This window comes from Halomonas mongoliensis (genome assembly GCF_052496345.1).
Genome location: NZ_CP199288.1, coordinates 2,726,858 through 2,745,795 on the forward strand (window position 1 = coordinate 2,726,858; position 18,938 = coordinate 2,745,795).

The following is an 18,938-nucleotide window of genomic DNA, read 5'->3' on the forward strand; positions in this document are numbered from 1 at the left end:
CCGGTGCTGCTGTTGTGGTGGATTACTTCTCGCAGGCCAGGGCAGGCGGCATTGCCGCCAGCTCCTCGAGCGCGGCGCTCGGCTGAGCAGCCCTGTCCATGTGCGTGGCCATGATGGAAGCCAGTCTGGCGTTCATGCGGCGCGTGGCCTCTTCCTGAATCTGCTGGCGGTCCGTACCGGTGATCACCGCCATGAAGCCGGGCCGGCTGGGCTCGTGGGCATCGAATCCGATAGCACCCATGAAAGCGAAGTCCTCCAGCACATCGGTCGTGGCGCCCTTCTTCTTGGCGGCCAGGGCGGCCAGGAAGCGGGCGCCCTGGTCGGTGCTGAGCATCGCGGCGGCGCTGCTCTCGAGCTCGCCCTCCACCAGGGCGGCGCGGGCCGCGGCTTGGGTTTGCTGATACTGCTTACGGGCGGCAGCCGTTCGGAACTTGAGCTGCTCGACGTGGCTGGCCAGCTCCTTGATCAGGATCTCGAGCTGGTCGGCCTCGTCGGCGAGCGTCGCCTCCTGGTGCTGAAGCTCGCGGACCTCCTTGCCGGCCTCGCCGAGGCTCTGTCTGAAGACCTCCTTCCAGCGCTGACCGGCCTCCTCGCTGCTGGCCAGGGTTGACTCTCGCTGATCCTCGAGGCGGGCCATCTGCGTTGATGCCTCCTCGAGCTCTTGCCGGATCTCGAGATAGATCCTCTCGGCATCCCGATAGCGGTCCATGTGCTGCTGCTGTTGCTCGGTCATCGTGCTGCTCCAGTGGTGGTCATGCGTGCTGCTGGTGGGGAAAGGGTTCGACGGGGGCCGGGGCCTCCCACAGCGCGTGGGCGGTGGCGAGGGCGCGGGCGGCATCAAGCTGGCCGCGGCTTTCAGTGACCAGCAGGCGGGTCCATGCCTGCCGGTCCTGCTTGGTCGGGGGTGCCTCGAAGAAACGCCAGGCGAGGCGGGCGGCCTGATCGTCATCGATGCCAGCGGCGTGCCGCTTCTCGGCAAAGGCACTGGATACCAGGAACCGCCATGCGCGCTTCGACTCGGGGGTGACAGGGTTCTGCCGGGGCGGCTCGGCGCCGGGCGCCGGCTCGTCGAAGCCGTCAAGCTCCGGCGGGAAGTACTCGGCCACGGTGCTAGCACGTTCCGCCCTCAACAGCTCCAGCGCTGCCCTATCGAGGCGAATGCACTCCTCGATGTCGGCGAGATTGGCTTGGTATTCGGCGGACCCTCGCCACTCATCGAGGCGGCCTTGCTGCTGCTCGGCCACCTCGGGGGGCGGTGTACGGGGCCGGATATCGGGGCCCGTACAGTTGTTCCCACGAGTCCAAGGCTCCGCGGCTGCGCCGCTACGCTGACCCTGCGCTGCCGCGCCGGGCTTCACTTCCCAGCGGTAGAAGCGCGTCAGGAACTCCGCCTGGCCGGTGGCGCTGGTGACGACGACGCCGAAGGTGGTCATGACGGCTTCGCCGTAGATGCCCCGCTTCTCGATACCGTCTCGCTGCTCGCCGGTCTCGGGATCGATCTCGGGGGCCTGGGTATCCAGGCGCGGGAGCCGCCACGGGCGGGCCGGGCGCTCGCTCGCCGGTACGCCGACACCGCCCATCACGTCGAGATACCCAAACCAGTCGCCGGCATCGGCGGCGCGGCGAAGGTCCTCCAGGATGGCGAGGGCCTCGGGGTCTGGCCGGGTGGCCGCCACCCAGTCCTCGAAGCTGGCGGCCGCGTAGGGATCGGCTTCCTTGTCGCGCAGGCGGCGAAGCTCTCGCCACACGGTCACGCTGGGAGTGCCCATGAACTGGAACTGGCGGATGCCGTGGACGGATGCCCAGGCCACGATCCGCTCCGAGGCCACGTCCATCGGCTTGCCGTAGAGATCAACGTCATCAGGATGCGCAGCCCCGGCAATGGCCTTGCCGATGTACTTGGCCACGTAGGCCGCGGCACTCCCTTTGGCGGGGTCGATGTCGCTGAACTCGATTCGGATGTGTTCGCGGCCGGCCACCTCTTCGGGATCGATGGAGAGGGCATAGCGGCGAAGAATGGCCTTGAGCGCGCCGAGCTGGTCGGCGTCGACGAAAAGCATCAGGTGCCAATGGGGCGTGCCGTCGTGGTGGGGCTCTACGACGCGCAGACCGTAGCACTCGATGCCATCGCGCTTGAGCTTGGCGCGGGCTCGTGCCCACAGCTTGCCGAGCATGCGATGGGCCTCGCGGGGCGTGGCGCCGTTGAACTTGGGATTGTGGGCTGAAGTTTTTTCTAGGACCGCGTGATAGGCGCTCGGCAGCGTCCAGCTTACGAACACGCCACAGTGTCCGGCGCGGCGGCCGAAGTCTTCGGTGTCGCGGATGCGCAGCATCAGCTCGGCGAAGCGGTGCTTGGGGTTGGCCTGGCCGCTCTCGGCAAGCTTGGCGAGAGTGATCTCGTGCTCGAACTGGTTGACGGCGGTAGTGGCCTCGAGCATGGCGCGGCTGGCGGCTTGGCTGCTACGCCAGCGGTCGAGCGCCATGTCCGAGAGGTAGATCCCGGCGCGAACGTGGACCCGCTTCACCAGCCGGTGAAACTGGTCGACCCGGCGAGTGGCCTCGGTGCGCAGCTTGCGGCGCCACCAGGGAGCGGCGCTCAGCTTCTTCAGCAGCGTGGCGCGCTGGGATCGGCTCAGCCTCTCCAGCTCGTCAGGTGGATCAATATCGAGGCAATGGCCGTGGGCCTTCTCGAGCGCCTCTCGAAGCGCTTCCAGCTCGGCATCCCGGCGGCATGGCCAGGTGTGGGGGCGGTAGACCAGGGCGGCCAGGCGGATGCCGGGAGGGCGGGGTGCCTGCCAGCAGTAGCGGCGGCGGGTATGGGCGAAGGCGGCGTCGGCCTCCCGCCCCAGGCGGCCAAGCTCGGCGGCGACCCGCTCGGCCTTGACCAGGGCATAGTCCTCGAGCGCCTGGTCGTCCCAGGTGGCGTTGAAGGGGCCGAGCGTCAACTGCTGCTCCATGGCGCGAAGCCAGGTATTGGCCTTGGCGTTGCCACGGTTACCACCCCCGAAATCTGCGTCTACTTTGACCACCCCACGGAGTAGATCGTTGGCGACGAGGGGGAACCTCTCGAAGATGCGGCGCCGGAAGTCCCGACACCAGGGCGTGCCCATGGCCTGCTCGCGGCGGCGCGAAGCGGTCATATGCATCGACGGCGCGAAGCGGGTCATGACGGCACCCCTTGGCGCCGAGCGCGCTCCTGCTGGTTCAGGATTCGGAGGGCCGCTTGCTCGAAGCCGTCGACGATGCGCTGGGCATGCATGTCGGCGCCGAGCAGGCGGTCTTCCTGGGCGAGGGCGCCGGCCTCGAGGATCAGCTCGAGCAGCTCAGGCTGGCCGCCGAGCAGGGCGGCCGGCTTGTGCACCGCCTGCGTTGTGCTAGTCTTATCGGCGGTGATTTTGGTAGTGGGCCCCTCGGGATTGTGGCGATCCCCGGGGCCTTTTCCGTTTCTGGCCATCCTCAGTACACCCTCCCTCCGGTGAGCTGGCTTTCCTCGGCGACGGTGAAGCCGATGGCCCGGGGCGTTGAATGCTTGCCCTTGGCGGTCCTCCATCCATGCTTGTTGGTCGCCTCTCTCACTGCCTGCTGAATGGCCGGCCAGTCATTGGCGTTGAAGGTCAGGCGCTCGCCCTGGACGTTGATCGTGATGACGCGTTGAGCCATGCGAACCTCAGCAGTCAGTGGGCAGGTGATCGGTGGGCAGGTGGCCAAAGAAGGCGATACCGGGGGGCGTGGCCATCGTGGCCTTGGCGACCGGGCGGCTGTGTTTGGCGCTGAGCTGGTCGGCGTCGATCCCGGCCTGGGTCAGCCCCTCCCGAAGTGCCAGGTAGAGATCAACCGCCTCCTCCTCGAGGAACTCGTGGGGCAGGCCGTCCAGCGTGGCGTAAATGAGCTTCATGACTCTTCTCCTGTGGCTTTTCTCGCAGGGCGTGCGCCCTTGAACTTCTTCTTGGTGCTGTACTCGACTCGGCGGCTATCCAGCCCGTCGAGCCACTCGTAAACCTCGTGGCTCAGGAAGGCGGTGATGTGCACCGATACCTGAACCGGACGGGGGAAGAGGCCGTTGGCCGCCATGCTGGTCAGCGACGAGCGGGATATCCCGGTGAGCCGCTCCACTTCTGGCCAGCGCATCAAGCGCTTCTGCCGGCCCCCTGTCTCTTGTGCTGCATGCTCCTGCATGGCCGTTCTCGTCCTCTTCCTGGTGTAAAGGCCCCGGGGCTTGTCTGACCCGCCAGCCACCCGCCCCGGGGACTACCTGCCGGGCCGCTCCAACCACCGACGGTTTCGCGAAGCGGCGCTTTCTCTGGCTGGCACTGAACATGCTGAATGAACGCAAGCGGGGCTGCTTGACTGCTTGTTGTAAGATCCCGGGTTCTTACAACTAAAAGTTCCTGCTGGGCTTACCTCGGGCACGAATGGGCCTATCGCCCGGGCTAGCCGGGCGATTCTTGGCCTGTCATTGAGGAAATTGAGTGCGCTGGTGGTGCTAGCCGCCTGGGCGGCGACGGCGCCGCCGCTTGATCGGCTGAAGGCGCTTGTCGTTCTCGCGCAGCTGCTCCAGGCGCTCGTTGAACAAGGCGGCTATCAGCTGGTCTAGCGGGCCATTCCCGCGGGGCTCGGCCTTGTCGAAAAGCTCGAAGTTGGCGCCCAGGATGTACCACCCGGTTTCCTTTCCGCTGCCCCACCCGTGGCCGTTACGGTCGACCACCCGGGCATCCCAGCCACGGCCCCATTGATCATCAAGCAGCCGTATGCAGAGGTAGCGGCTCTGCACATCTATCGGCCAGCCGTCCAGCTCGAGCCGGAGGTTCTGGCGGCCATAACCAGCCCAGGTCCACCCCCAGGCACAATGGCTGATCAGGTAGCCCAGCTTCTCATCGACCCGCCAGCCTCGCGCACATGTCCTGCACTCCATCCAGGCCGACTGATCACCTTCGGCGAGGGGCCTGGTGGTCCTGATCCTAAGATCGGATTCGCCGCAGTAGCGGCAGATCCTTTCGGCGGCTCTGTCGTGTCCGACGTGACTACTCACCTTGAGTCCTCCATACCGGCCCGCGGGCAGCGATCTCGAGCGCGCCCTCGAGAGTGTCGGTACTGCCCCACCACGTAGAGCGGTCCCAGGCGCCGCCATCCAGGCAGCGGACGTGATAGGCGGTGCCGCTCGGGTAGCGCTCTTCGAGCTGCTGGCGAAGCTGCTGCTGTTGCGCCTCCCAATCCGCTTGGGCGAAGTGGGGCTCCACCCCGTCGAGTGCGCAGCGGGCGGCATAGGACTCGAAGTCCTCGAGCTGATCCTCGATGCGGCTCGTCTCGATGAAGGGGCGGCCCCACCAGCGGGCGAGCTCCTCCTCGCTGCGCTCGTCGTTGGGGGTGTCATCGAACCCTTCGGGGAGAAAGGGGTTGATCAACACGCCGATATCGGCGCAGTCCTCGGCGAGGAACATGACCTCGCGACCGCCGGCCTCGAGGCGGAACCGGTGCAGGGTCTTTTCGGGCGGCGCCGGGTTGGCGCGCAGCTCGGCCAGGCGCTCGGCGACCAGCCGGCCCACCAACTGGTCGAGCGGCCCGCGGCCACGCCGGGGAAGCTCGTCGCCACACTCCAGGCAGCCGGCATCGACGTACCAGCCTGCGCCGCGATGCTGGCGGCCGGGATCGAGGGCGTAGTCGGCCAGCTCGGCGCTCAGGTAGCGGATGGCGGGGGCGGGCTCGAGCCGCCAGCCGTCGACGTAGACGGCCAGGGTGTGCCGCTTGTGGTGATATGCCTCTTCCCAAGCGGCCACGACGCCGGGTGCGGCCTCGATGCTGTAGCGCTTCATGATCCTTCCTCCAGATCCTCGGGCGCCGAGAGCGCCAGGTCTTCGCGCATGCCCTCCAGGGCGCGGGCATGGTTGCGGACCTGCTCGATGTCGCCATCTTCCAGGCCGCACGCTTCCAGGCTCTCCGCCAGGCGCATCAACCCGGCCTCGTGCAGGTCGAGCCCATGCAGGGTGCCCAGCACCACGGCGGTGCTGATCGGGACGCGGCGAAGCTGCTCCTGCTCTTGCCGCCATGCCTCGAGCTGGCTCGCCAGCTCTCCCAGGTGGGAAGCCGCCTTGTTCAGCTCGTCGGCGCGGTCGTTCTCGCCCCACTCTGCAAGACGGTTTGCCTCCATGCCGATGGCGATGCCGCCGGCCCTGACTCCCCTGGCCATGGCCTTGAAGTCGATAGCGGTGGTCTGCTGTGTGGTCATGTCACTTCCCCTGGTCGTGGGCGGTGGCGGCTACTCCGGCTCGCTGGAGCTCCTCGAGCTTGTGGACCACCAGGCCGGCAAAGAACCCGTGCAGCTCGCTACGAGCTGGAGGTGGACCAGCATGAATCTCGCCTGTGGTGTGGTTCAGGCAGTACCAACCAGTGGGAAGCCCGCCCAGCTCGGCATGAACCTCGGCGTCGAGGCGTGCGACCTCCAGGGGAAGCTTCATCGGAAGATCATCCACCAGGGCGGACAGGCGCCAGGCTTCAACCTCGTCCCTTTCCCACCAGGCCACCACCTCGATACTTCCCAGGCGGGCGGCGTGGTCGAGCCCCTCCAGGGGCTGGCAGCGCCAGGCACTCACATCGCCGAGGGCGGCGGACAACACCGAATGCAGGGCTTCATCTTCGAGGCGCTGCTCGGCGAACAGCCTCTCCCCCAGGGCGCACAGCTCTGGCCAGTAGCGGCACACCAGGGCAGCGGCTCGGCGGCAAGCGGTCGAGAATGCCGCCTGCTTCTCCCCGTCTGGCAGCAGGGCCAGCAGCTCGCGAGCTTGCTCCAGGTCTCCCCAGCAGGTGTCCGGCTCGCTTTCCAGCATGTCCGCTAAGCTGGGGTGCAGGCACTCCGGATCAAGCTGAAGACGCCACTCAACAGCGGGGCCAGCCAGGGCGGTGAGCAGATCCCTGGCCACCATCTCCCGCATATGCCGCCGAGAGAGCTCTCCTCCCTGTAGCTCTGGTCGCTCGAGGAGGAGCTTCGGCGCTGCGATGAACCGGGGCGCTTGGACAAAGGCGCGAACCTCCGGCCCCCTCTCCACGCCGCGATTACTCAGCCGCGGGCGGCCCTCGGCGTAGCGACGCAGCTCCACCACCTCGGGGATTTGCCCATTCCACCAGGCGGCCAGCAGATGGCCGGCCTCATGCAGGGCGACGGGTAAACGATCGTCTGCCATGTCACTCTCCCCGGCTGTGGCCGAAATGGTGGACTGTGCGGGCAGCGCGGGCGCTGTTCCGCTCGTGGGCCAGGTGAAGGGCGTTCACCAGCTCCAGGGCGTCGGCGGTGAGTATCTGGGCGGCCTGGGCGATGCCTTGCAGGTCGGCGCCGGTCAGGCCGTCGGCCTCTCCGGCCAGGGCGGCGGTGAAGAGCATGGCCTGGGCGGCGGCGAGGCGGCGCTCGGCTTCCTGGTGCAGGGACTCGGGGCCGGCGGCCTCGTCTACCAGCAGGGCGGCGGCGCCGGCATGGTGGGTATCGGCCAGCGGGCGCAGGCGGGGTGTGTCGATCATCATGGGGTGACTCCTCACTCGTTGACGGCTTTCCACTGCTGGCGGGCCTCGGCCTTGCGGCGGTCGAGGTACTCAGCGAGGTCGCCAGCGCTGACCAGCCAGGGGGACTTCTGCGAATCCATGGCGCGATAGGTCGGCACGGGCAGGGCCTGGGCGCCGGCTCGGGCACTGGCGGTGCGGGCATTGATACCGAAGTACTTCGGCGCGACCTCCACGAGGGGGATCTCGGCGCGACCGTCGAACTCGGCGAGCAGCCCGAAATAGGTAGGGGTCATCAGTGCACCCCCAGGCCGGCCGGGCGGCAGGAGTTGGCAGGTGTTGCGTCAGGGGAAATGAGGTCCAGCAGGTGGGCGTGTGTCGCGGCATCGAGGGCGCCCAGGGCGGCGGCCATCTTGGCCATGCCGATGATCTCGGCGCGCTGCTCGGGGTAACCGTTGACACGATAGGCGACCAGCAGCCGGCCGATATGGATCACGGCGGCCTGGTGCGGGGTGAGGTCAACTGAGCTGAGGCGGGCGGCAGAATTGCGTTTCTGCTGCAAATTGATAGGATTCATGGTGTCTGCACCCTTTCGCGAGCGGTTGGACATTGAGGCCCTGGGTGTTGCAGCACCCGGGGCTTCGTCATTTCTGGGCGGTAGCCTGCTGGTCATGGCGCATGGCCTCCTTGATGGCGTTGTTGACGAGCCAGGTGCGGCTCAAGCGCATCTCCTTGGCCTTGGCGTCGAGCCAGGCTTTCACCTCGGGCTCGAGGCGGAGATTGAATTGCGGGTTCTGCTGTGCCATTGGGCCTCCTCTATGTCTTGAAGCTTAATGCTTCATTTGGATTGAAGCATAAGGCTTCATTGCCTGCAACAGCATTTTGCTTCATTTTTCATGGCATGAAGACTGAAGAAGAAGTACAGGCCAATCTGAAATTCCCCAAGTCGCTGAAAGACAAGCTCAAGGCGGCGGCAAAGGAGAATCACCGCTCCATGACGGCGGAGGTGGTTGCGCGACTCGAAAGCACGTTTGAAGAGGGCAGTCTCTACGGGCACAAGCTGCCCCCAGAGATGTTGGCGCTTGGTGCAAACGATCTTGATGACCTGGTGGATTCTGTAAATGGCGCGATCCATACACTGCTTCGTGCGGGCGAAGTCCTGCACATCGCACGGAATCAGGCTCAAGGGGTTGAGCGAGCAGAAGACAAAGCCGCTGAGCAACAAGCGGAAGCCAAGGCTGCTGAGCAGCGAGGGGAAGATGGCGAGGGGATCACAGACTGCTGATCCGCCCACCCTCCAGCGCCCACGCAAAAGCGCCGCCCAGCTGGGCGGCGCTTTGCGTAGGGGAGGAGGGTGTAGGCAGGTTCAGTGACTGGGCTGTAGGCCGCTCTCGGCGGCGGCGCGGGCGATGGCGGCCACCGCCTTCAGGTCATTGCCCTGGGTCTCGGCGCGGCGGCTTGGTGACAATCGGGCCGGCCATGCCTTCCTTGGCCACTCCGGCCGGAGAGCGAGCGTCCGACGGGTCGAGTTCCAGCAGCATCGCGGCGGCCTTGGCCTTGGCGCGGGCTACGATCTCGGGGCTCTCTCGGGCTATCAGTTGATCCAGGGTACGGACCATTGCCTTCACCTCGCTTCATCGGACCCGGGCGGGCGGGTCAGTGGCTGGGCTGTAGGCCGCTCTCGGCGGCGGCGCGGGCGATGGCGTCGGCGGCCCACTGGTTCAGGCTCTTGCCGGATGCCTGCGCGGCGACGTTGGCCGCGGCGTGCACCTCGGGCGGGATGCGCAGCAGCACCCGGCCGGAGGCTGGCTTGAGTGGCTCGCGGCCGGTGGCCCGGCAGTCCTCCAGGTAGTGATCGACGGCCACGTGGAAGGCGTCGGTCAGCTCGGCAACGCTCTCGCCGTGGAAGCTGATCCGGTCAGCGATCCCCAGCACATGGCCCACGAACACCTCGTCCTCGGCGTCGAACTCGATATGGGCGGCATAGCCCTGGTACTTGATCACGTTGGTCATGGTCTGATTCCTCTATCGTCCAGCCAGGCCCGCACATCCTCGACCTGATATTTCTTGGCTTCCTTGCCAGGGTGCGGCCGGTGCAGGTAGAGCCGGCCGCCGTCGCCCAGCTCGAAGGCGACACGCGAGCCATCACCTTCGCGCACCTCGCCACCCAGGGTGACGATCAGCGACTCGATATCGGCGAACACGATCCCGCTGGCCGTGGGGTGGCGGTAGATGGCCGCTAGGGTCTTCCGATGCTTGGTTTTCATGCCAGGATGATAGCTTTGAGTGATATCACTCGGCAAGGTTCCGGAAGAGAGGAGGAGGGCGAAAACCGCTTCGCCCTGCTGCAAATTTGCTACAGGTTGGCTGTGATGCCCATTATTGCTGGCATGACTTCCAATCCATCATCGGCGCGACGGAGAAAGTCCTGTCGAGTGCAGGGCGCGGGGTGTCAGTATCCATACGGGTTGTGGCGGTTGCCTTGTCTGTCATAACTGTACATATTTACAGTAGTAGAGCCCCGTTTTTCGCCATTGCTTGGTACATTTTTGGCACACGGGGCCATGGCGATTTGGTACATCGGAGGGGCTCGCGTGGCGACGATCCGGAAGCGTCGGAAGAAGGACGGCAGTTTCTCATACCTGGTCCAGATCCGCATTGCGCGGCGTGGCCAACCAGACCACTCGGAGTCGCGGACGTTCCCCAGGAAGGCCATGGCCGAGGAGTGGGCCAAGCGCCGCGAGCTCGAGCTCAGCGCCCCGGGCGGGATCCTGTCGGCGCAGTGGCGGGGGGTGACCCTGGACAATGCCATGGAGCGCTACCTGCACGAGTTCGCCCAGGACGCCGGCCGCTCAAAGCGGGCGACGATCGAGCAGTTGCAGCGCTTCCCGATCGCTCGGGTGCAGATCACCGAGCTGACCAGCCAGCAGATCATCGAGCATGGGGTGATGCGCCGGAGCAGTGGCATCAAGCCGGCGACCATCAACCGTTTGCTGCAGCCGTTGGGGCCGCGCGAGTAGGCGGTGCCAGGGTTACGAATGGTTTCAGCGGTATTCATGGGTTAGGCTTCCTTTGTGGTGCTTTAGGGATTGGCGAGGCGACGATGGCAATCAAACAGGTGATTGATGTGGACATGCCGCTGCTTCACGATTACGACGCGGCGACAGGCGAACTGGTGTTAACGGTCCCGTTGCATTCCGAACCCAGTCAGCCGCCAGCGGCAGGCCAGAGTGGTGCGGCAGCCCAGCCCCCGGATTACGTTGAGCTGCGTGTATCAGCGGCAGCACAAGGATTTCTCGAATTTCAGATCGGTCGGCTGGAATCCGAGGCCACAGTGCCGCCATCACGGCATCGAACGCCTCGTCGGATTCAATGACGATGCTGCCGTCCAACAGCGCGTGGGGTACCGGGTAGGCGGTGAGTCCGCTGTCTTCGGTCATGGCAGGGCTCCTGATGGGCTCGTTATGAATTGCCAATGATCGCTTTGTGGATTCGATTGAAGCGAAGCATGGAATCAAATGAATCGCCTGTCAAGGGCGGATGAGACCTATATGGATTCGATTGGATCTAGATTGCGAGAAGAGCGCGATCGGCTTGGCCTGACGCAGACAGAGGTAGGTGACATAGCCGGCGTGACAAAGAACACGCAGCGGCTGTACGAGACTGATCAGCGCAGCCCCAAAGCGGACTACCTGGCAGCACTAGATGCTGCGGGTGTCGATGTGAGCTATGTGCTGACAGGCCGACGCGGCCTAGAGGCCGGCGTGACCGCCCAGCGAGTGGCCGATGGCGCCCCGGTTGCCGCGGCCAATAGCCCAGGGCCCGGCCTGGCCGAGGTGAAGCTCTATGACGTAGAAGGTGCGGCCGGCGCCGGCCGCTCGCTCGAGGGCGAGCAGGTAGAAGGGCAGCTGTACTTCCCCGAGGCGCAGCTGGCGGCCCTGGGGATCTCACCCGGGCAGGTGGCCGGCGTGAAGGTGCGCGGGGATTCCATGGAGGGCACGCTCGCCGATGGCGACTGGGTGCTGGTGGACCTGGCCAACCGCGACCCACGGCGCGAGGGGGTATTCCTGCTATGGGTGAGCGGCGAGCGGCGCATCAAGCGCGTGCAGCGCCTGGCTGGCGGTGCGCTGTACCTGATCAGCGATAACGAGCACTACAAGCCCGAGATGATCACGCCCGAGCAGATGGGAGAGGTGGAGATCCTGGGGCGGTGTGAGGTGAGGATTGGAAGGGTTGTGTGAATAATCCCATATTTTTAATTATAAATAATAGGCGATATTAAAGGTCTGTTGAGGCTGGTTTTGCTTTGATAGTAAATGGTGGATATGTAGCTGTATAAAGTTGATCTGAGGGGGAAGGGATGCCGGTTGAAAAAGCAAGAATTACTTTTTTTAATATCGATCAATTTGGGCTTTATAAACATGGCGACACAACCCCAGTGGTCGGAGATGTTGCTGATGCTCTCGATGATTTAATGTCTTGGTCTGGCGGAAAAGACTTGGCGCAAACTGTCACCTATCAGGTTTCTTCCAGTTCTCAATTAATGCCTTCTTATTTATTCGATATTAGGAAGAAGGGCGGAACATATTTGATTACAATATGGAATGAAGTCCCTTCAACACAAGGTTCCGTGGCTTCCGTCGACCCTAATTCCAGCGTAGGTTCGGTTTCTGTTACAATGAATCCACTCAAGCGTGGAACCATTCCTGGCTTTGCAACTTACTTTTGGTTTGTGCCATCTCTTTCAGTTTTTGCTTCTGTCCAGTTCCAGCATTCATTGGTGGGAAGAAAAGAGCTGCAAAAATATGTGGAGGGTTACCTTGATCCGATATCTAAGTACGTCACTTTTTCTTCGAAAAAAGGTGGGTTTAAAGTAGTTAAGTATGTTGATGGCTCAGGAGTGGAGCATGATAAGCTCCATTCCAAATTTAAATCTAGTGTTGTTCGTAAGCCTGGGGATATTCAGCACGTTCTTAGCAACCATGCTAAAATTGAAAGAGTGATAAGAAGAACCACTCTTGAAATGAAAAACCAACAGCAAAAAGATGTTATGGACAAGCTCGTTGGTTTAGTCAAGAGAGCTAAAAAGATCAATTACACGCTCCCAGTTAATCCAGTTAGTATTAGCTATGAAATGCCGCTGCATCTCAATTATTCTGACCTCAATGCTATTATTGATGATTGGAATAAAACCAATAACCATAGCCGTGCTGAGTGGGACGATTATGGGTTTCAGCTGCAAGGTGAAATGAATAAGACTTATTGGCTTAGTAGCTCGCTTGCTAGGGATAAGTTTGACCTCGATGTGACTCGGGTCAATGCGGAGGTTGTTGACGGGGGTAGTTTGCTAGATGCACTTTCTAATAAAAAGCCAACCATTACGAGTATATTATGAAGGTTCCATTATTTAGCTTTTTCTCCATGGCTATTCTTGTGCTTTTCTTTTTTATCGGCTGGGCGTTTGGGGAGAATGTTAGATTTTCTGAACAATGGCCTTTGTTTGAGGCGTTGCGAAATACAGCTGCGATAATATTTGCTGTTGTAGGTGCATGGTTTGCAATTATTTATCCGGAAAGGATGAGGGGGTATTTAAACCCCTCAGCTCCGCTTGCAATTTCGGCGAGTGAGGGCATAGGTAAGCTTTTTTCTCCCATTGTTCACTCGACAATCATTCTTTGTATAATTCTTCTATTGGGGGTTTTGGCCCCTTTGTTAAAGCAAATAGATTTTTTTGTTTCGCATGCAGAAACTCTAAGGAGGGTTTCTTTTGGCCTTCTTTATGTTTTGACATTTTGGCAGATATGGACGGTTCTAGTGACTTTGGTTCCTGCTCTTTTGCTGAAGGAAGCTTCTGGTCAGCAAAAATTAAACGAAGACAATTTGTACTCTTACCGAAAAAATAAAGTTGTTAAAGATGCTGACGAAGATGGGGGTGATGATGATTGAGAGGGAGGGGTAAAGGTGTGCGGTCGTTTCGCGCTATATAGTCTCTATCCCAAGCTCTCCCAGGCGCTACGCTTGCCGTTGGAGGAGATAGGCCAGCAGACACCACGCTACAACGTAGCGCCGAGCACCTGGATCACCACGGAGCGCCATACTAACGATGACGCGCCGCGATGATCTCAGTAGGGTAGTGCTGCTAGAGTGCATAGTGCGAGAAAAGTGGAATGAAGGATGGATTTCCAAGCAGGAAAGGAAAGATAACGATATGACGAATCCCACTCAGGGCGAAATGTTCGCCAGGTTTTCTAAGGATCAGCTCGCTGAGGTCGATGAGCAGATTGATGAGTTCTACAAGCGATACGATTATGATATTCGGGAGTTTCCGATAGAGGTCGTATACAATAAATATTCCATTGAGGATGAAGAAGGAATGACCGAGTGGTTCATTCCCTCCTATCAGCGTCGGCACGTATGGAAGGAAAAACAGCAGAGCGAATTCATTGAGTCGTTGTTCCTAAACCTTCCCATTCCCTATTTATACGTCAGCGATACGGGTGACGAAAGCTTGGTTGAGATCATCGATGGCAGCCAGCGGGTGAGAACCATTGCTCGATTCGTCAGCAACGAACTCGAGCTTTCGAATCTGAAGACTGTAACGAAGTTGAATGGATTCCGGTTCAAAGATCTCTCCCGGCCGACGCAGCGGCGATTCATGCGCAAGACGTTGCGTACCATCGAGCTGTTGTCGATGAATGAACAGTCGCGCCGAGAGCTCTTCAACCGCCTAAATACGGGTGGTACGCAGCTCACTGATTCTGAAAAACGTTACGGCGTTCGGGATGGCAAGTTCTTTGAGATTGTCAAGGAGTTGGCCCAAGATCCCTTGTTGCATCAGCTTTGTCCAATTAGTAAGAGTAAGGTGATTAGGCGGGAGTATGATGAATTCGTGCTGCGCTTCTTTGCCTATGCCAATGATCGTTCGCGCTTTGTTCACTCCGTCGATGAGTTTCTCGATCAGTACTTGGATAATATGAATGTGGCCGATTTCGATCCTGAAGAGTATCGCGAGGAGTTCCGCCGCATGTTGGGTTTTGTGCGTGACAACTTCCAGCACGGTTTCAAGAAAAACGAACGGAACATGTCGGTTCCGAGGATTCGTTTCGAGGCCCTATCGGTTGGCGTGGCGGAAGCGCTACGAGAAAATCCTGACTTGACGATCACCAGTACCGAATGGGCTTATGATCCTGAAAGTGAGTTCGTGGAACTGACCACCTCTGACGCGAGTAACTCTCGCCCGAAGGTTAATGCACGAATTGATTTTGTGAAGCTAGCACTGCTGAATGGGTGATCCATGGAACAGGAGATCGAATACATCCTTCAGGATCTCTACGGCGACTTCAGGGAAAGGTCGAAAGAGGTCAAGCGCTATACGCAGTTCATACAGGTGATGGCTTCTTCAAAGGCATCGGGTCTAGCTTATGGATCACCAGGCGAGATGCAGGTCATCAAAGACTTCGAGCTCGATCGTGAGTTAACCAAGACCATTCGTGCGAGCGGCTATCTGCTGCTGTACAACCTGGTAGAGTCGACACTTTCCAATGCCATTGATTCGATCCACAAAGCGATCGAGGTCCACGGGGTTGAGTTCAACCAGCTGAACGATAAGATGAAAGATATCACCCTCACGCATTTCCAGAGGGCGATCTCCAGTAGCAAGAAGGTAGATACCACTCACCCCATTCAGGTCGCCATGGTCAAGATGGGGTACGAGAAGGAGAAGCTCTTCAACGGAAACATTGACTGCAGAGAGATTCGCGCGATCTCCAAGCGGTATGGGTTCGCTGTTCCCGATCCCAAGCTTGGAGGACGCATGATCGGCGACTTGGTTCTCGAGGTGAAGCACAAGCGCAACGACTTGGCACATGGCTCCATCTCCTTCGAGAGGTGTGGTCGCGAGACACCTCCCGAGCACCTGGTGACGGTTGCCGACCAGACCATACTTTATCTTCGTGCGGTATTACGCTCCGTCAGGCAGTACATCAAAAATCGCGACTACTCGGCCAAAGATCAAGAGGTGGCATAAGCAAGGAGGTGAACCACCGGATGCGAGCTGTTCGGCAAAAGGATACGGCGCCCGAGGTCATCGTGCGCCGACTTCTTTTCCGTCTGGGACTCCGGTTTCGTTTGCATGTCAAAAGACTACCTGGCTCGCCAGATATCGTGCTCAGGAGGCATTCCACGGCCATCTTCGTGCATGGTTGCTACTGGCATCGTCACCCAGGGTGCAAGCATGCCACCACGCCCAAAACGAATAGGGACTACTGGTTGCCTAAATTCAAGGCCAACGTGGAACGCGACGCGCGCCAGGCCGAGGCCTTGCGCGCTTTGGGTTGGCGGGTATTGATCGTATGGGAATGCGAGACGCGGGATCCCCCGAGTTCGACACTTCCAGCTCGATTTTGGCCTGAAATCGGCACTCATGGCATGGGAATTCAGAGACTTAGCCATTTCTGGCCGAATTCTTTGTAGTGACACGTTTTTCTCTTGGCACCTTGCCAGGCATGGATTGACCGGTCTATCGTGGTGACATGTTCGTCAAAGTCACCAAATCCGGCCCTCGCCGCTATGTGAAGCTCGTCGAGTCCTATCGCGACGAGGCCGGCAAGCCGCGCCAACGCGTGATCGCGACGCTGGGACGTCTTGAGGCCGTCACGGCCGGGGAATCCAGCGCGCTGATCAACGGCCTGCTGCGCGTCACCGGCCAGCCAACACTCGAGGAAGGCACCGGCGAGACCGACTTCGCGCCGGCGCGCTCCGTGGGTGATACTTGGCTGCTGACGTCACTCTGGAAAGAGCTCGGCCTGGATGACGCCTTCCGGCGTGTCTTGCGTAGCAAGCGCCAGTTCGATGCCGAGCGGCTGCTGCGGGTCATGGTGTTCAATCGGCTATGTGATCCGGAATCCAAGCTCGGGGTGCTGCGCTGGCTGGAAGATGTACTGGTGCCCGACGTCGACACGGCCTCGATCAGTCACCAGCATCTGCTGCGCACCATGGATACCCTGTCGGACTGTAGCGAAGCCCTCAATGACGTTCTGGCACAGCAGCTCAAGCCACTGATCGACCAGGAACTCTCGATCGTCTTCTACGACCTCACCACAATTCGGGCAGAAGGCAGTACCTCACTCGACGGTGATGTCCGTCAATACGGTCCCTCGAAGGAGGGCGGCATCGCCCGCCAGTTCATGCTCGGTGTCGTGCAGACGGCGGAAGGCTTACCCATTCACCACGAAGTCTTCGATGGCAATGTCGCGGAAACCCGCACGTTGCTGCCGACCATCGAGACGGTGGTCAAGCGCTTCAATGTGCGGCGAGTCGTACTGGTCGCCGACCGTGGCCTGCTCTCGCTGGACAATCTGGCTGCTCTGTCCGCCGTGCGTATCGAGGATCGCCCTCTGGAATTCATTCTGGCGGTGCCGGGCCGCCGTTATGGCGAATTCGATGCGCTGCTGAAGGCGTTTCATCAAGCGCACTGCCAGGATGTCGACGCCGAACACGAAGCCTACGGCGAGATGACATGGCAGGATCATCGGCTGATCGTGGCGCACCGGCCGGAGGTCGCCAAGGCGCAGACGGCGGCACGTGATCAGAAGATCGAGGCGCTGCAGGCCGATGCACGCCAGTGGTTCGAGAAGCTGGACAACCAAGATGCTGGGCGTCGCTACCGCGGCAGAAAGCTCTCCGATGCCGGCGTCACCGCCAGGTTCTACAAGGCCGTCACCGACGCTCACCTCGGGCATATCCTAAAGGTCGATCTGACCGCCGAGACGTTCAACTATGTCCTGGATCAGCGCGCGCTCGATCGCGCCAGGGTGATGGACGGCAAGCTGCTGTTGGTCACCAACATGGCCGACCACGACCCGAAGGAGATCGTGGAGCGCTACCGGGCGCTGGCAGACATCGAGCGCGGCTTCCGGGTGCTGAAGAGCGACATCGAGATCGCGCCGGTCTATCACCGGCTGCCGGATCGCATCCGTGCCCATGCGCTGATCTGCTTCCTCGCCCTGGTGCTTTACCGGGTGCTCCGGATACGGTTGAAGGCCAGCGATCACTCACTGTCGCCGACGCGGGCACTGGAGATTGCCCGCAAGATCCAATTCCACCAGGTCCTGCTTCACCGTCGCGAGACGGCGAGCGGCCTGACCAAACTGAAGCCTGAACAACGCGATCTCTTCGAGGCCATTGGACTACCGGCGCCGACTGCATCTCGCTTGTAGTGCCAATTTTGAAAACGCGTTTCCAGGCTAATCAGTGGCTTACGCTTCTATCTGTCGAACTCGGGGGATCCGGTCACGCTGGAAGTGCGGCTGCGGCAGGAGTTCGATCTTCTGCCTGACCCATGATTTCCTCGACGTGGCGCATGAAGCTTTCGCCGATCACTTCTCCCAGTCTGGCGGGAACCGCATTGCCGATCATCCGCCCAACGGTCCTGAAATGTACCGGCTTGCCTGGCTCGACGAAGAGATAGTCACGGGGGAAGGATTGCAGCATGGCCGCTTCGCGCAACGTGATGGCGCGGTCCTGCTCGGGGTGACCGAAGCGTCCATTCCCATAGCCATAGCAAAGCGTGGTCATCGTGGGGCTTGGCTCATTCCACTCCATGCGGCCATAGACGCTGGGATAGGAGCGACCTGAGCTGCGTTTGTGGCAGCCGGTGATGAGCTCGTTGGGCCAGTCCTTCCAGCTGCCACCAGGTGTGGAGGCCCGGATCCGTCGCATATTCAGCTCGTTCAGCTTTGGTGCTTTGTGCAGCGGGTCGTCCGGGTGGCACTCTCCCGACCCAACAGGAGGCAGGTTACCGATCGCGTCTCTCACGGTCACCGGGCGCATCAGGTGAGTTGGTGGTATCAATGCGATCGGACCGAGCCTGGAAGCCAGCAGGACGTGGCGCCGGCGTAACTGGGGGAGACCATAGTCCACGCAGGCCACGGGACCTGCAGCAACGTGATAGCCCTCGTTCGCTAGCGTCTTCAAAAAGTCATGGTAGATAGAGTGCTTGGTGACGTCCGGGACGTTCTCCATGGTCACTAGTTCAGGACGGATGGCTTTGATCAGGTCTGCGAAAGCGCCCATCAAGGGCCACTTGTCGTCCTTAGTGGTGTCCCGCCCCAAGTTGTAGGTCGAGAAGGGCTGGCAGGGCGCGCAGCCGGCGAGGAGGCGGTAAGCACCGGGCCTCTGGTACCAGCCAGCGATCTCGGCTGGGTCGACCTTGGAGATGTCCGCCTCAACGAAGACCGCACCGTTATTCGACTCATAGGCGAAGCTGCATGCGGACTCGATGTCGTACCCTGCACGGACATCGATTTTGGCCTGGCGCAGGCCAGCGGTCAGCCCTCCGGCCCCACAGAAAAGGTCAACGGCTTCGATCATGTATGCAGTTCTCCCAACATGTTCGCCATTCTATACGCTTTCGCCTTTGTCATCAGGGGGTTTTGCCAACGAATCGGTTAGGT

Annotated in this window: 28 protein-coding genes and 1 pseudogene; 10 read left to right on the forward strand and 19 right to left on the reverse strand. The window is 61.0% G+C overall.

The window, feature by feature from the left end; genetic code table 11:
• Positions 1 to 22: 22 nt before the first annotated feature.
• From ACRYRV_RS12800 to ACRYRV_RS12865, 14 genes are all read right to left on the reverse strand, one after another.
• The gene (locus tag ACRYRV_RS12800) at positions 23 to 733 is read right to left on the reverse strand and encodes a hypothetical protein (protein ID WP_444984900.1); all 711 of its coding nucleotides are present in this window, start codon (positions 731 to 733) and stop codon (positions 23 to 25) included.
• 19 nt (positions 734 to 752) lie between these two features.
• A complete protein-coding gene (locus ACRYRV_RS12805) occupies positions 753 to 3,167 on the reverse strand; it encodes a replication endonuclease (RefSeq protein WP_444984899.1) in 2,415 nt (804 codons plus the stop codon).
• Positions 3,164 to 3,454 carry a hypothetical protein gene (locus ACRYRV_RS12810; RefSeq protein ID WP_444984898.1) on the reverse strand — a complete coding sequence of 97 codons (291 nt, stop codon included), beginning with the start codon at positions 3,452 to 3,454 and terminating at the stop codon, positions 3,164 to 3,166. The genes ACRYRV_RS12805 and ACRYRV_RS12810 overlap by 4 nt, the downstream gene beginning before the upstream one ends.
• Before the next feature lie 2 nt (positions 3,455 to 3,456).
• A complete protein-coding gene (locus ACRYRV_RS12815) occupies positions 3,457 to 3,660 on the reverse strand; it encodes a hypothetical protein (protein WP_444984897.1) in 204 nt (67 codons plus the stop codon).
• 7 nt (positions 3,661 to 3,667) lie between these two features.
• Entirely contained in the window at positions 3,668 to 3,895 is a 228-nt protein-coding gene (locus tag ACRYRV_RS12820; protein WP_444984896.1) for a hypothetical protein, read from the reverse strand.
• Complete coding sequence (locus ACRYRV_RS12825) at positions 3,892 to 4,176, reverse strand: helix-turn-helix transcriptional regulator (protein ID WP_444984895.1); 285 nt, start codon at positions 4,174 to 4,176, stop codon at positions 3,892 to 3,894. Before ACRYRV_RS12825 ends, ACRYRV_RS12820 begins: the two co-directional genes overlap by 4 nt.
• A gap of 307 nt (positions 4,177 to 4,483) precedes the next feature.
• Positions 4,484 to 5,029, reverse strand: a complete 546-nt coding sequence (locus ACRYRV_RS12830) for a hypothetical protein (protein WP_444984894.1) — start codon at positions 5,027 to 5,029, stop codon at positions 4,484 to 4,486.
• On the reverse strand, positions 5,022 to 5,810 hold the full coding sequence (locus tag ACRYRV_RS12835) for a hypothetical protein (protein ID WP_444984893.1): 789 nt from the start codon (positions 5,808 to 5,810) through the stop codon (positions 5,022 to 5,024). The genes ACRYRV_RS12830 and ACRYRV_RS12835 overlap by 8 nt, the downstream gene beginning before the upstream one ends.
• A complete protein-coding gene (locus ACRYRV_RS12840; protein WP_444984892.1) occupies positions 5,807 to 6,223 on the reverse strand; it encodes a hypothetical protein in 417 nt (138 codons plus the stop codon). The genes ACRYRV_RS12835 and ACRYRV_RS12840 overlap by 4 nt, the downstream gene beginning before the upstream one ends.
• A gap of 1 nt (position 6,224) precedes the next feature.
• Positions 6,225 to 7,175 carry a hypothetical protein gene (locus ACRYRV_RS12845; RefSeq protein ID WP_444984891.1) on the reverse strand — a complete coding sequence of 317 codons (951 nt, stop codon included), beginning with the start codon at positions 7,173 to 7,175 and terminating at the stop codon, positions 6,225 to 6,227.
• A gap of 1 nt (position 7,176) precedes the next feature.
• Entirely contained in the window at positions 7,177 to 7,509 is a 333-nt protein-coding gene (locus ACRYRV_RS12850; RefSeq protein ID WP_444984890.1) for a hypothetical protein, read from the reverse strand.
• An 11-nt stretch (positions 7,510 to 7,520) separates the two neighbouring features.
• On the reverse strand, positions 7,521 to 7,781 hold the full coding sequence (locus ACRYRV_RS12855) for a pyocin activator PrtN family protein (RefSeq protein ID WP_444984889.1): 261 nt from the start codon (positions 7,779 to 7,781) through the stop codon (positions 7,521 to 7,523).
• The gene (locus ACRYRV_RS12860) at positions 7,781 to 8,062 is read right to left on the reverse strand and encodes a hypothetical protein (protein WP_444984888.1); all 282 of its coding nucleotides are present in this window, start codon (positions 8,060 to 8,062) and stop codon (positions 7,781 to 7,783) included. Before ACRYRV_RS12860 ends, ACRYRV_RS12855 begins: the two co-directional genes overlap by 1 nt.
• A gap of 67 nt (positions 8,063 to 8,129) precedes the next feature.
• Positions 8,130 to 8,291 carry a ribbon-helix-helix protein, CopG family gene (locus ACRYRV_RS12865; protein WP_444984887.1) on the reverse strand — a complete coding sequence of 54 codons (162 nt, stop codon included), beginning with the start codon at positions 8,289 to 8,291 and terminating at the stop codon, positions 8,130 to 8,132.
• Between ACRYRV_RS12865 and ACRYRV_RS12870 the strand changes: the two genes are divergently transcribed.
• Positions 8,291 to 8,770: an Arc family DNA-binding protein gene (locus tag ACRYRV_RS12870; protein ID WP_444984886.1), complete on the forward strand. Its 480-nt coding sequence runs from the start codon at positions 8,291 to 8,293 to the stop codon at positions 8,768 to 8,770. The genes ACRYRV_RS12865 and ACRYRV_RS12870 overlap by 1 nt on opposite strands.
• A 145-nt stretch (positions 8,771 to 8,915) precedes the next feature.
• Here the strand turns inward: ACRYRV_RS12870 and ACRYRV_RS12875 are convergent, their stop codons facing one another.
• From ACRYRV_RS12875 to ACRYRV_RS12885, 3 genes are read right to left on the reverse strand one after another with little or no spacing between them, the layout of a single operon-like run.
• Positions 8,916 to 9,104: a hypothetical protein gene (locus ACRYRV_RS12875; RefSeq protein ID WP_444984884.1), complete on the reverse strand. Its 189-nt coding sequence runs from the start codon at positions 9,102 to 9,104 to the stop codon at positions 8,916 to 8,918.
• A gap of 37 nt (positions 9,105 to 9,141) precedes the next feature.
• On the reverse strand, positions 9,142 to 9,498 hold the full coding sequence (locus ACRYRV_RS12880) for a type II toxin-antitoxin system HicB family antitoxin (protein ID WP_444984883.1): 357 nt from the start codon (positions 9,496 to 9,498) through the stop codon (positions 9,142 to 9,144).
• Entirely contained in the window at positions 9,495 to 9,752 is a 258-nt protein-coding gene (locus ACRYRV_RS12885; protein ID WP_444984882.1) for a type II toxin-antitoxin system HicA family toxin, read from the reverse strand. The genes ACRYRV_RS12880 and ACRYRV_RS12885 overlap by 4 nt, the downstream gene beginning before the upstream one ends.
• Positions 9,753 to 10,199: 447 nt before the next feature.
• Here ACRYRV_RS12885 and ACRYRV_RS12890 point away from each other — a divergent pair, with 447 nt between their 5' ends.
• Positions 10,200 to 10,505 (forward strand): hypothetical protein, encoded by a 306-nt coding sequence (locus ACRYRV_RS12890; protein WP_444984881.1) that lies wholly within the window; start codon positions 10,200 to 10,202, stop codon positions 10,503 to 10,505.
• A gap of 90 nt (positions 10,506 to 10,595) precedes the next feature.
• Here the strand turns inward: ACRYRV_RS12890 and ACRYRV_RS12895 are convergent, their stop codons facing one another.
• Positions 10,596 to 10,925, reverse strand: a complete 330-nt coding sequence (locus tag ACRYRV_RS12895; RefSeq protein ID WP_444984880.1) for a hypothetical protein — start codon at positions 10,923 to 10,925, stop codon at positions 10,596 to 10,598.
• A gap of 111 nt (positions 10,926 to 11,036) precedes the next feature.
• Between ACRYRV_RS12895 and ACRYRV_RS12900 the strand changes: the two are divergent.
• The 8 genes and pseudogenes from ACRYRV_RS12900 to ACRYRV_RS12935 all read left to right on the forward strand — a co-directional run.
• Positions 11,037 to 11,192: pseudogene (locus ACRYRV_RS12900) on the forward strand (helix-turn-helix domain-containing protein); the annotation flags it as partial.
• 57 nt (positions 11,193 to 11,249) lie between these two features.
• Positions 11,250 to 11,726, forward strand: coding sequence for a S24 family peptidase (locus tag ACRYRV_RS12905; RefSeq protein WP_444986282.1), 477 nt, complete (start codon positions 11,250 to 11,252; stop codon positions 11,724 to 11,726).
• 119 nt (positions 11,727 to 11,845) lie between these two features.
• Positions 11,846 to 12,880 (forward strand): hypothetical protein, encoded by a 1,035-nt coding sequence (locus ACRYRV_RS12910; protein ID WP_444984879.1) that lies wholly within the window; start codon positions 11,846 to 11,848, stop codon positions 12,878 to 12,880.
• Positions 12,877 to 13,431: a hypothetical protein gene (locus ACRYRV_RS12915; RefSeq protein ID WP_444984878.1), complete on the forward strand. Its 555-nt coding sequence runs from the start codon at positions 12,877 to 12,879 to the stop codon at positions 13,429 to 13,431. The genes ACRYRV_RS12910 and ACRYRV_RS12915 overlap by 4 nt, the downstream gene beginning before the upstream one ends.
• 157 nt (positions 13,432 to 13,588) lie before the next feature.
• A complete protein-coding gene (locus ACRYRV_RS12920) occupies positions 13,589 to 14,776 on the forward strand; it encodes a DUF262 domain-containing protein (RefSeq protein ID WP_444984877.1) in 1,188 nt (395 codons plus the stop codon).
• A 3-nt stretch (positions 14,777 to 14,779) separates the two neighbouring features.
• Entirely contained in the window at positions 14,780 to 15,511 is a 732-nt protein-coding gene (locus tag ACRYRV_RS12925; RefSeq protein ID WP_444984876.1) for an MAE_28990/MAE_18760 family HEPN-like nuclease, read from the forward strand.
• A gap of 20 nt (positions 15,512 to 15,531) precedes the next feature.
• Positions 15,532 to 15,957 carry a very short patch repair endonuclease gene (locus ACRYRV_RS12930; RefSeq protein WP_445005895.1) on the forward strand — a complete coding sequence of 142 codons (426 nt, stop codon included), beginning with the start codon at positions 15,532 to 15,534 and terminating at the stop codon, positions 15,955 to 15,957.
• Positions 15,958 to 16,016: 59 nt separating this feature from the next.
• Positions 16,017 to 17,702, forward strand: coding sequence for an IS1634 family transposase (locus ACRYRV_RS12935; RefSeq protein ID WP_444984110.1), 1,686 nt, complete (start codon positions 16,017 to 16,019; stop codon positions 17,700 to 17,702).
• Between the two features lie 73 nt (positions 17,703 to 17,775).
• Here the strand turns inward: ACRYRV_RS12935 and ACRYRV_RS12940 are convergent, their stop codons facing one another.
• Positions 17,776 to 18,855: a DNA cytosine methyltransferase gene (locus ACRYRV_RS12940; protein WP_444984874.1), complete on the reverse strand. Its 1,080-nt coding sequence runs from the start codon at positions 18,853 to 18,855 to the stop codon at positions 17,776 to 17,778.
• Positions 18,856 to 18,938: the final 83 nt, after the last annotated feature.